The following is a 12,010-nucleotide window of genomic DNA, read 5'->3' on the forward strand; positions in this document are numbered from 1 at the left end:
ATGTAGCCGGGGTTATTGGTACCGCTATAGTTGCAGGTGTGTTGCTTTCCCTTTATGGATAAATTAAATTGGGAAAGGAGTATGTCGATTGCAAAAGAAAAAAATCGGCATAACGGATACTATTTTAAGGGATGCTCACCAATCCCTTATTGCCACCAGAATGAGAACCGATGAGATGCTACCGGTGGCTGAAAAATTGGATGAAGTAGGTTACCATTCTCTTGAAGCATGGGGAGGAGCTACCTTTGATAGCTGTCTTAGATATTTAAACGAAGATCCATGGATAAGATTGAGGCTTTTACGGGAGAAAATTGAAAAGACCCCATTACAGATGCTTTTAAGGGGACAAAATCTCCTGGGGTATCATCATTACCCCGATGACGTAGTAGAACTTTTTGTTAAAAAATCTATAGAAAACGGTATAAGTATTATTAGAATTTTTGATGCTCTAAATGACATAAGAAATATGGAAAAAGCTATAGAAGCCACGAAAAAATATAAAGCTCATGCACAGGGTACCATCGTTTATACTATTAGCCCCGTGCACAATCTGGAATATTACGTAGATATAGCAAAAAGATTGGTAGCCCTGGGTATAGATTCATTGTGTATAAAAGATATGGCAGGACTTCTTACACCTTATAACGCATATGAATTAGTTAAAAAACTAAGAGAAGAAATAACCTTGCCAATTCAAATCCACAGTCACTATACCAGCGGAATGGCTTCTATGGCATATTTAAAAGCTATTGAAGCAGGAGCTGACATAGTTGATACTGCTCTTTCACCCTTTGCTCTTGGAACTTCACAACCTCCAACCGAGACAATGGTAGCGGTGTTAAAAGATACCGAGTTTGATACCGGCCTTGATTTGGAACTTTTATCCTCTATTTCAGATTATTTCAAAAAAGTTAGAGAAAATTACAAAATAGACAGTGTGGTCACAATCATTGATACAGCAGTATTAAACTATCAGATACCTGGAGGAATGATTTCAAACCTTACCAGTCAGTTAAAGCAGCAAAATGCTCTGAATAAACTCCCCGAAGTATTGAAAGAAGTGCCCAGGGTGAGGGAGGATTTGGGTTTTCCTCCTCTTGTAACCCCTACCAGTCAAATTGTTGGTACACAGGCAGTAATAAATGTTATAACTGGAGAAAGATATAAGGTTGTAATTAATGAAGTCAAGAATTACATTAAAGGTTTTTACGGTAAACCGCCAGGTGAGATCAATCCAGAAATTAAAAAGAAAATTATCGGTGATGAAGAACCCATTGATTGCAGACCTGCCGATTTATTGGAGCCAGAATTGGAAAAGGATTTTGCAGCAATTTCGGGATTTATAGAAAAAGAGGAAGATGTATTAACCTATGCCTTATTTCCTCAAATAGCATTAAAGTTTTTTCATGAAAGAGAAGCAGGAAAATATAAATACGATTCAAATCTTCTTTTTGAAGATAATAAATTTATATACTATCCTGTATAAAAAGGCCCCTATAATAGGGGCTTTTCCTTTTAATAATTCAATCATTTTTTTAAGAGGGCATTATTATACATAAAAGTAGGATGCATTGGAAGGTGGTTTTATGAGAAAGAATTTTTTTATCATCCTGCTTTTATGTATAATATCGTTATTTTCTGCCATTATTTTAATTTTCATATATCAGAAAAATAATGATATTCTTCCATATAATGTTCGTATAGGTCCCATAGATGTAAGTAAATTGAGAAAAGAAGAGGCATCTTTTAAAATTCAATCTTATATAGAAGAAAAAAATGACCAAAAAATGATATTCAGATATAATAACAAGAAATATGAAACTACCGTAGGAGAATTAATAATATTTAATCCCGAGAAGAGCATAAAAGAGGCTTTGCAAATAAAAAAAGAAGAATTTTTTTTAAAATCCTTTTATTTAGACCAATTTAATAAAAGAAAATTAAGGATTATTCCTTTATTCTACGCCATTAACGAACAAAATCTTCAAAGTACTATAACCAAAATAGAAAAGGAAATTTGCACCTTACCTCAAAACGCAAGATTTACAATTAGACAAAACAAACTTCAAATAATCGATGAAAAGGAAGGTACCGAAATCGATAAGGAACTATTAAAAACAATGATTTCAAATAAAATATTCGATGATGAAATTGTAATTGATTTACCATTAAAAAAAATAAAACCTTTTTATACAAAAGAAAAATTAAAAAATATGAATATAAAATATGAAATAGCATCCTTTTCTACCAGATTTAATTTAAATCAAAAAGATAGGATAAATAATATCAAATTAGCCTCTGATATTTTAAACGGGATAATTATCGCTCCTATGGAGGTTTTTTCCTTTAACGAAACCGTTGGAGAAAGGACGAAGGAAAAAGGTTATAGAGATGCACCGATATATTTTAATAATGAGGTCATCCAGGGAACGGGCGGAGGTGTATGTCAAATTTCCACTACCCTTTATAATTTGGTTCTCCTTGCAGATTTAGAGGTAATCGAAAGGCACCATCACTCTATGCCGGTAGGTTATGTCCCACCCGGAAGAGATGCAACCGTAAGCTATGGTATATTAGATTTAAAATTTAAAAACAACACGGGAGGTTATTTGGTATTATCTACTGAAATAATTGGAAATAATCTGGTAATGAAATTTTTTAGCAATGAAAAATTTAATAAAAAAGTAGATATCATTTCCGAAATAGTTAACACTATTCCTCCTGGGAAAATACAAAAAATAGATAATAATTTGGAGGTAGGTAAAACACGAATAGAAGAAGGAAGACCGGGTTGCAAAGTAAAGGTATGGAAAATAATAAATTATCAGGATAAGATTGAAAAAAAATTAGTTTCTATAGATACTTATAAACCATTAAATACGATTGAATATGTAGGTAAAAAGCCTATTCCAAGCCTAAATCAAAATATAGATAAAGAAGAACCCACCAGTGAAAACAATATTAATGATTTATTAGATATTAATGCGGTAAATCAATAATCATGCATAAAATGACCTCGTTAGAGGTTATTTTTTTTATTTTCAATCGCTCTATAAATTGTTATAATATCAGTTGAGAAATCGGGGGAGAATAAAATGGAATTGAACGAAATAATAAATACCTTTAACGGGAGAGAGGTTAAGCTTACAAAAAAGATCGAAATTCTTTTATCCCTTCAAAAAGAATTTGGACTTCAATTTCAAACCTATGATGATATTCTGGAAAAATTAAAGGAAAAAAATGAAACAGCAAAAATAATGAAAGATTTTATTTATAAAAAAATAAAAGATTATCTTATTGAATGCAGAAATTGTTCCCTCTGTTTTGCTGAATGTCACACACAAAAAGTAGCAGGAGATGGTAACTTTTCTTCTCCTATAGTTTTAATAGGAGAAGGACCGGGAGAAGAAGAAGATAAATTGGGTAAACCTTTTGTAGGACGAGCCGGCCAATTGTTAAACACCTTGCTCAGCAAGTTTAATGTCGATAGAAATCGTATATATATTACCAATGTAGTTAAATGCAGACCTCCAAAAAATAGAACTCCCTACGTTAATGAAGTAAAAGCATGTTCAGAAATATTAAATTTAGAATTAGAGTTTATTTCACCGAGAGTAATCATAACCTTAGGTTCTACTCCGTTAAAATTTTTCAGACCCGAGCAAAGTATTACTAAAATGAGAGGTATTTGGATAAAAGAAAAAAATTATTGGATTATGCCCACATATCATCCAGCTTATATTTTAAGGCAAAGAGGAGAAAGACTTGAAACAACAAAAAAAGAGATTTATTCTGACTTTAAGAATGCCTTTTTAAAACTTAAAGAGCTATTAAATTAGCTTTACAACATACTTTCAGGAGGAGTGATCTATTTAGTGAAATATAAAGTTATTACCTGGGGATGTCAAATGAACGTACATGATTCTGAGGTTATATCGGGTATGCTCGAAAAGATGGGATATGTTCCTGCTGAAGGAATAAAAGATGCAGATATACTGGTATTAAATACATGCAGTGTAAGAGAAACCGCTGAACAAAAGGTTTACGGTCGTTTAGGGCAATTAAAGCCATTAAAGCAAAATAAGCCAAATATGATCATAGCCATCACCGGTTGCATGATACAGCAACCTCATGTGGTAGATTTTATCAAAGATAAATATCCTTTTGTTGATATTATTTTTGGAATTCATAATGTCAGCAAACTACCTCAATTAATAGAAAACGTAAACTATTCAAACTATACTATTGTTGAAACCGTTGAAAATGAAACATGGTTGGAGGAAGGATTGCCCTATTTAAGGGAGGATAATATAAAAGCCTGGGTTACCATAACTTATGGTTGTAATAATTTTTGCACCTATTGTATTGTTCCTTATGTTAGAGGAAGAGAACGGAGCAGAAGGCCCGTAGATATTATTAATGAAGTTAAATCTCTTGCAGAAAAAGGAATTAAAGAAATAAACCTTTTAGGCCAGAATGTAAATTCTTATGGAAAAGATTTACTGGATGAAAAAATCACTTTTGCCCAATTACTTTATGAATTAAACAAAATCAAAGGAGTTGAGAGAATTAGATTTACCACTTCCCATCCTAAGGATTTAAGTAATGAACTCATATTTGCCATGCGAGATTTAGAAAAAGTTTGCGAACATATTCATCTTCCAATTCAAGCGGGCAGCAATAAAATATTAAAATTAATGAATAGAAATTACACCAGAGAACATTATTTAGAACTAATTCAAAAATTAAGGGAAGAAATTCCCGAAATTGCAATTTCTACCGATATCATTGTAGGGTTTCCAGGAGAAACCGAAGAAGATTTTTTAGACACTCTGGATATTGTTCAAAAAGTTCAGTACGATCAAGCATTTATGTTTATGTATTCAAAAAGAAAGGGAACCCCTGCTGCTGAAATGGATAATCAAGTAGAAGAAGAAGTGAAAAAAGATAGACTGGAAAGATTAATGAAACTTCAGGATTCTATATCTGCTAAGAAAAATGAGCAGATGAAAGACAAGATAGTAGAAGTGCTCGTTGAAGGCTATTCTAAAAAAGATAAAGGGAAATTAACTGGAAGAACAAGGACAAATAAAATAGTAAATTTTAAGGGTTCGGAAAGTTTAATTGGTCAACTTGTAAGGGTAAAAATTGTTGAACCTCATACTTTTTCTTTATTTGGAGAGCTTTATAATATTCAAGGGGGTTAAATTATTTTAATATGGAAACTCCAATGATAAAACAATATAAAGAGATTAAAGAGAAATATAAAGATTATATACTATTTTTTAGATTGGGCGATTTTTACGAAATGTTTTTTGAAGACGCTTTTACAGCATCAAGAGAATTAGAAATAGCACTTACTTCAAGAGATACAGAAAATAAGGTGCCCATGGCTGGAATACCTTACCATGCAGCAGATCAATATATCGCAAAACTTATTGATAAAGGCTATAAAATAGCTATTTGCGAACAAATGGAGGATCCTAAACTTGCCAAAAACATTGTTAAAAGAGAAGTAGTAAAAATTATTACACCGGGTACCGTTACGGATATAAACATTTTAGACGAAAAAAAGAATAATTACCTTTGTGCAATTTACAAATCTGAAAATAAATTTGGTTTAGCTTTCGCCGACATATTAACCGGGGAATTTATAACTACCGAAATATATGCTGAAAATAATTTTCAAGAAGTAATCAATGAATTATATAAATTTTCTCCTACTGAGTGCATTGTTAATGATGAAATCTTAAATACTCCTATTTTAAAGAAGAATTATTTTGATATCAATCACTGTACCCTTACTTTAAAAGGAGAGAGTTATTTTGATGTAGATTTAACTTTGCTTTCAAATAATTTTGATTTGGATTCTTTAAAAGCCTTAGAAGGCAGGCCTTTCTCACTAAAAGCTTCCTGTGCCTGCCTAAAATTTTTAATTGAAACTCAGATGCAGCAATTACAGCATTTTAATAATATTAGATACTACGAACCATCGGAGTACATGATACTGGATGCTAATACAAAAAGAAGCCTTGAACTCACCGAATCTCTTTTTGAAAGAAAAAGACAGGGGAGTCTTTTTTGGGTGTTAGATAAAACTCAGACTGCAATGGGAGCAAGGCTACTTAGAAAATGGATTGAACAACCTTTGATTGATCCCATAAAAATAAAGGAAAGGCTGGATGCGGTCGAAGAATTATTTGAAAACTTCTTTAAAAGAGAGGAATTAAAAAATGAATTAAAAAATATATACGATTTGGAAAGACTTACAGGAAAATTAGTATGCGGCAATGTAAACGCCAGAGATTTGCTGGCCATAAAAAATACTATATCTCGTTTTCCCCGAATAAAAAATTTGATAAAAGATTTTTCTTCAAAACTTATAAGATCTTTAGAAAAACAGTTGGATGGTCTACACGATATTTTTGACTTATTAGACAGGGCAATCAATGAGGATCCCCCCTTGTCAGTAAAAGAAGGGAATATAATTAAGGAAGGCTTTGATGAGAACATAGATAAACTTAGAAAAATTGCCTTCAAAGGAAAAGATTTTATCGCAGAATTTGAAGCAAAAGAAAGAGAAAGAACGGGTATAAAGTCTTTAAAAGTAGGTTACAATAAAGTTTTTGGATATTATATAGAAATTACCAAGGCCAATTTAAATCTGGTACCCGAGGACTATATAAGAAAGCAAACCCTTGCAAATGCAGAAAGATATATTACCGAAAAATTAAAAGAATATGAAGAAATGATACTCGGTGCTGAAGAAAAACTTGTAGAATTGGAGTATAAAATATTCTGTGAAATAAAAAAGGATCTTTTAAAAAATATTAATCGTTTTAAAACCAGCGCTCTTTCAATAGCCACCTTAGACGTTCTTTTGTCTTTTGCTCAGGTTGCAAGAGATAATAACTACGTAAAACCCGAAATTACTACCGGTGACGAAATTGTAATTATTGAAGGTAGACATCCCGTTGTTGAATTAACCTTAAAAAACGACCTTTTTATTCCCAACGATACGCATATAAACTGCAAAGATTCGATGATTTCAATTATTACCGGACCTAATATGGCAGGAAAGTCAACATATTTACGTCAGGTAGCATTAATCGTGCTAATGTCCCAAATTGGAAGTTTCGTACCTGCAAAAAAAGCAATAATCGGAATAGTAGATAGAATATTTACAAGAATTGGCGCTTATGATAATTTAGCCTTCGGCCAGAGTACTTTTATGGTAGAAATGATGGAGGTTGCAAATATATTGAAAAATGCAACACCTAAAAGTTTAATAATACTTGACGAAGTTGGAAGGGGTACCAGCACTTACGACGGTTTGAGCATTGCATGGGCTGTGGTGGAGTACATTCATAAAAATGTAAAAGCTAAAACCTTATTTGCCACACATTATCATGAAATTACAAAACTAAAAGAACTTTTCGGAATAAAAAATTATAAAGTTACTGTAAAAGAAAAAGGAGATGAGATATTATTTTTAAGAAAAATTATTCCAGGAGAAGCAGATAAAAGTTACGGCATCGAAGTAGCAAAGTTAGCAGGACTGCCGAAAAGTTTGATAAAAAGAGCCAGCGAGTTATTGAAAAATCTTGAAAAAGGTTTACCAGAAAAATCTTATGTAAACAATATTGGGTTATCGGAAAATGAAAATGAAGATTCTCAATTGGATTTAGAGAAAATTAAGAATGAAACTATTATTCAAAAATTAAGAGATATAGATATTAACACTATGACGCCATTAGAAGCTTTAAATTTTCTTTATAAATTGAAAATGGAGATTTTGTGAGGGGAAGAGAAAATGGGTAAGATAAAAGTGCTAAGTGAAGATGTGGCACAAAAAATTGCAGCAGGAGAAGTGGTAGAAAGACCTGCATCGGTAGTTAAAGAACTAATTGAAAATTCCATTGATGCAAATGCAAAAAATATTTTAATTGAAATTAAAGATGGCGGAAAAAAGCTTATAAAAGTTTTAGATGATGGGGAAGGGATAGCGTCTGAAGATGTACTTCTGGCATTTGAAAGACATGCTACCAGTAAAATATCCAAACTTGATGATATTTTTACGGTAAAAACCCTTGGATTTAGAGGAGAAGCATTACCGAGTATTGCTTCGGTTTCAAAAGTAACCATGATTACCAGGACTAAGGAAGAAAATATTGGAACCAAATGTATTGTTACGGGAGGAAAAGTTGAATATTTTGATGAAGCTCTTTCAAAAGAAGGGTGCACTATCATTGTAGAAGATTTATTTTTCAATACACCGGCACGATTAAAATTTTTGAAATCTTCTTCAAAGGAATCAGCATATATTTCGGAAATAATATCAAAGTATGCCTTGGGGCATCCTGAAATTTCATTTAAGCTTATTATAGATGACAAGGAAATTTTTACTACTTCGGGCAATGGAAACATAAAAGAAGTTTTTGCTAAAATTTACGATTTTGAGGAAGCAAAAAATCTAATAGAAGTTGAAAAACACTATGGCATTTTGAAAATAAAAGGTTATTTATTACCACCTCAATTTTCAAGAAATAATCGATCGTACGAAATATTTTTTGTGAATGGAAGATATGTCAAAGATAAAAATCTATCTTTATTCCTGGAAAAAGGTTATTCGCCATTTTTACCAGCAGGTAAATTTCCTGTTGCTATAATATTTATTAACATCGACGAATCTTATGTGGATGTAAATGTACACCCTTCAAAAACTGAAATAAAATTTAAAGATGAATATAAAATTTGCGATGCGCTATTACTGACGATAAAAGAGGCATTAAAAGGCGATGTTTTGATTCCCAGGGAAACAATTTCAATTAATAAAAATTTTATAAAAGAAGAAAGGATAGATTTTTTAAACAATCCTCCTGTAGAAAATAAAATTAATTCCACTAATAGGGAATATTTCTGTAATTTTGAGGATAAAATAGAAAAAAAAGTAAATCAGGTTAACCAATATATTAAAGAATTTAGTGACTTTTATAGTACAGCAGAAATAATAAAAAATGAAGTTATAAACAAAAGTTTATCAAAAAAAACTTCTATCAATAATTTTAAAATAATAGGTCAGATATTTAATACTTATATTATTTTTGTAGATGATAATAATCTTTATATACTTGATCAGCATGCAGCCCATGAAAGGATTTTGTATGAAATGTATCTTAACTATTCAAAATCTTTTGTTGTTCAGGAACTCGTTGTTCCGCACATTTTAAATCTTACCCATTCGGAAATGGAATTTTTCAAAGATGCCATTGATATTTTTAAAAATAACGGATTTGACTTGGATATATTTGATAACAATTCCATAATAATACGTGCTGTTCCCTTTACCTTTGGAATTCCTAAGGATCCTTCCTACATAAAAGAAATCCTTGATGAATTGCGGGAAGAAAATTTTCCAAAAGATAAAAATAAAATTGCAGCATCCTTAGCATGTCATGCCGCTATAAAAGCTGATGAAATTCTAAGTATCGAAGAAATGAATAAACTTATTAAAATGTTATTCGAAACCGAAAATCCATATAATTGTCCCCACGGCAGGCCTACCATTATTTCCTTTTCTTTATACGAATTAGAAAAAAAGTTCAAGAGGGTTATATCGTGAAAAAGGATAAAAAATTATTGCTGGTAATTGTCGGACCTACTGCTGTGGGGAAAACCGAAATAGCAATTGAAGTAGCAAAAAAAATTGATGGGGAAATAATTTCTGCAGACTCTATGCAAATTTACAGATATATGAACATTGGCACAGCAAAACCAACCGAAGAAGAAAAAAAAGGTATTCCCCATCATTTAATAGATATAGTAAATCCCGATCAGGAATTTACCGTTGCAGATTATAAGTACTTAGCAGAAAAAGCTATTGAAGAAATTACAAAAAGAAAAAAAATACCTATACTTTCCGGTGGAACAGGATTATACATAAACGCAGTATGTTATAATTACTCTTTTTCTGATTTTCATAAAGATGAAGAATTAAGGAGAGAGTTAAACCTTTTAGCAGAGAAAAACGGAAATGAATATTTATATAATATTTTAAAGGAGGTCGATCCGAAATCTGCGGAAAAAATTCATAAAAACAATAGAAAAAGAATGATAAGGGCTTTGGAAGTTTATTACAGAACTGGAAAACCTTTCTCATTCTTTGAAAACGAAAATGAAAAAAAAGAAAGTCCTTATGATTTAATTATTTTTGGTCTTACCAGACCAAGGGAGGAATTGTATGAAAGGATAAATAATAGAGTTTTAAAGATGATAGAACAGGGGTTAATAGAAGAGGTTAAAAACTTATTAAAAATGGGATATTCAAAAGAGTTGAATTCAATGAAAGGCTTGGGGTATAAAGAAATTATTGAGTATTTAGAAGGTAAAGCTTCGTTAGAAGAAGCAATTTATAAAATTCAACGGGATACCAGACATTACGCCAAACGCCAATATACATGGTTTAAAAAAAATAAGGATATAATTTGGTTAGATGTTTCTAAGGAAGGAAAAGAAAAAATTATCCAATATATTGTTTTAACAGTTGAAGGAAAATTAAAAAATTATTAGAATATATTCTGTAGATATAAATATGAAGGGGGACATAGAATGTCAAAAAATCAAATTAATATTCAGGATGCTTTTTTAAATCAGGTAAGGAAGGAGAACATAGCAGTAACGATCTATCTTATAAATGGTTTTCAAATTAAAGGTCATGTGAAAGGTTTCGATAACTTTACTGTGGTTTTAGATTCCGAAGGTAAGCAGATGTTAATTTATAAACATGCCGTCTCTACCATTTCTCCTCAAAAACCTGTATCCTTTACTAATAACAACAATACTGAAAAAAAACAGGAAGAATAATAAACTCGTGAGAAAACTTCCGGGAAATTCACCCGGAAGTTTTTAATTTTAACTTATTTGTATCAACTACCTTGTATTTGTCATATTATATCTCTAAGGGTTAATTTTAAAAATTTTAAGGTGAAAATCATGGTAGAAATTAAAAATCCAATTTATAAAGATTGCAATGATATATTAAATATGGTTTCTAACGGATCCCTTTCGCCACTCGATGCTCTATCTTTATTAAAGGAAATGGAAATTAAAAAAAACGAATTAAAAAGAAGTAAGGAAGAAAAGGTTAAAGAAGTATTAAATGAACTGGATAGTTTGGTAGGATTGACAGCAGTAAAACAACTGGTTAAAGAATTACATGCTTTTGTGGAAATCCAAAAGAGGCGAAAAAAAGAGGATTTGATTGCTGAACCTTTGGTCCTACACATGATATTCAAGGGTAGCCCCGGTACCGGTAAAACAACCGTGGCAAGGCTTATAGGAAAAATGTTTAAAGAAATGGAAATTCTCCAAAAAGGACATCTTGTCGAAGTAGAAAGAGCTGACCTCGTAGGAGAGTACATAGGACATACAGCACAAAAAACAAGAGAGCAAATCAAAAAAGCGATAGGAGGAATTTTATTTATTGACGAAGCTTACTCTCTTGCAAGAGGGGGAGAAAAAGATTTTGGAAAAGAAGCAATAGATACTTTGGTAAAAGCTATGGAAGATTATAAAGACAATTTGATAGTAATACTCGCAGGTTATAAAGATGAAATGGATTGGTTTTTAAGAACAAATCCCGGCCTTCGATCAAGATTTCCAATCCAAATAGAATTCCCGGATTATACTTTAGAGGAACTAATAGAAATTGCAATTTTAATGGCTGAAAAAAGACAATACAAATTCACACCTGAAGCTATTGAAAAATTAAAATTTATACTTTTAGACAGCAAAAAATCCATTTACTTTGATAAATTAGGAAACGCAAGACTGGTGAGAAACCTGCTTGAAAAAGCCATCAGAAAACAGGCTTTAAGGCTAATTAATCAAAAAAAAATCTCCAAAGAAGATTTAATATTAATAAAAGCTGAGGACATTTTACCCTTAGAAGATTAATTGAGTGAATTGCGATGATCAGAGAAACAGATGAAATAGCGATTTTAGGGCATCC

The 12,010-nt window shown here is 31.5% G+C and carries 9 protein-coding genes; all 9 read left to right on the plus strand.

Features of this window, described 5'->3' with window-relative positions; genetic code table 11:
- Positions 1-88: 88 nt before the first annotated feature.
- The 9 genes from ACPLOV_RS11215 to ACPLOV_RS11255 all read left to right on the plus strand — a co-directional run bounded on the left by ACPLOV_RS11215 (position 89) and on the right by ACPLOV_RS11255 (position 11,955).
- The gene (locus ACPLOV_RS11215; protein ID WP_424911184.1) at positions 89-1,486 is read left to right on the plus strand and encodes an oxaloacetate decarboxylase subunit alpha; all 1,398 of its coding nucleotides are present in this window, start codon (positions 89-91) and stop codon (positions 1,484-1,486) included.
- Between the two features lie 100 nt (positions 1,487-1,586).
- Positions 1,587-2,999, plus strand: a complete 1,413-nt coding sequence (locus ACPLOV_RS11220) for a VanW family protein (RefSeq protein WP_424909493.1) — start codon at positions 1,587-1,589, stop codon at positions 2,997-2,999.
- Between the two features lie 96 nt (positions 3,000-3,095).
- Positions 3,096-3,839 (plus strand): uracil-DNA glycosylase, encoded by a 744-nt coding sequence (locus ACPLOV_RS11225; RefSeq protein ID WP_424909492.1) that lies wholly within the window; start codon positions 3,096-3,098, stop codon positions 3,837-3,839.
- Between the two features lie 36 nt (positions 3,840-3,875).
- The gene (miaB, locus tag ACPLOV_RS11230) at positions 3,876-5,207 is read left to right on the plus strand and encodes a tRNA (N6-isopentenyl adenosine(37)-C2)-methylthiotransferase MiaB (protein ID WP_424909491.1); all 1,332 of its coding nucleotides are present in this window, start codon (positions 3,876-3,878) and stop codon (positions 5,205-5,207) included.
- A gap of 11 nt (positions 5,208-5,218) precedes the next feature.
- Positions 5,219-7,801: a DNA mismatch repair protein MutS gene (gene mutS, locus ACPLOV_RS11235; RefSeq protein ID WP_424911185.1), complete on the plus strand. Its 2,583-nt coding sequence runs from the start codon at positions 5,219-5,221 to the stop codon at positions 7,799-7,801.
- 12 nt (positions 7,802-7,813) lie between these two features.
- The gene (gene mutL, locus ACPLOV_RS11240; RefSeq protein ID WP_424909489.1) at positions 7,814-9,622 is read left to right on the plus strand and encodes a DNA mismatch repair endonuclease MutL; all 1,809 of its coding nucleotides are present in this window, start codon (positions 7,814-7,816) and stop codon (positions 9,620-9,622) included.
- Positions 9,619-10,569: a tRNA (adenosine(37)-N6)-dimethylallyltransferase MiaA gene (miaA, locus tag ACPLOV_RS11245; RefSeq protein ID WP_424909488.1), complete on the plus strand. Its 951-nt coding sequence runs from the start codon at positions 9,619-9,621 to the stop codon at positions 10,567-10,569. The genes mutL and miaA overlap by 4 nt, the downstream gene beginning before the upstream one ends.
- Positions 10,570-10,608: 39 nt before the next feature.
- On the plus strand, positions 10,609-10,863 hold the full coding sequence (gene hfq / locus ACPLOV_RS11250; RefSeq protein WP_068748998.1) for an RNA chaperone Hfq: 255 nt from the start codon (positions 10,609-10,611) through the stop codon (positions 10,861-10,863).
- Between the two features lie 129 nt (positions 10,864-10,992).
- Complete coding sequence (locus ACPLOV_RS11255; RefSeq protein ID WP_424909487.1) at positions 10,993-11,955, plus strand: AAA family ATPase; 963 nt, start codon at positions 10,993-10,995, stop codon at positions 11,953-11,955.
- Positions 11,956-12,010: the final 55 nt, after the last annotated feature.

This window comes from Thermovenabulum sp. (genome assembly GCF_049723235.1).
Lineage (GTDB): Bacteria > Bacillota > Thermosediminibacteria > Thermosediminibacterales > Thermosediminibacteraceae > Thermovenabulum.

Coding starts and splice junctions, on each gene's coding strand:
- mutS (WP_424911185.1), top strand. CDS start 5,219: ATGGAAACTCCAATGATAAAACAATATAAAGAGATTAAAGAGAAATAT.
- hfq (WP_068748998.1), top strand. CDS start 10,609: ATGTCAAAAAATCAAATTAATATTCAGGATGCTTTTTTAAATCAGGTA.
- ACPLOV_RS11220 (WP_424909493.1), top strand. CDS start 1,587: ATGAGAAAGAATTTTTTTATCATCCTGCTTTTATGTATAATATCGTTA.
- mutL (WP_424909489.1), top strand. CDS start 7,814: ATGGGTAAGATAAAAGTGCTAAGTGAAGATGTGGCACAAAAAATTGCA.
- ACPLOV_RS11225 (WP_424909492.1), top strand. CDS start 3,096: ATGGAATTGAACGAAATAATAAATACCTTTAACGGGAGAGAGGTTAAG.
- ACPLOV_RS11255 (WP_424909487.1), top strand. CDS start 10,993: ATGGTAGAAATTAAAAATCCAATTTATAAAGATTGCAATGATATATTA.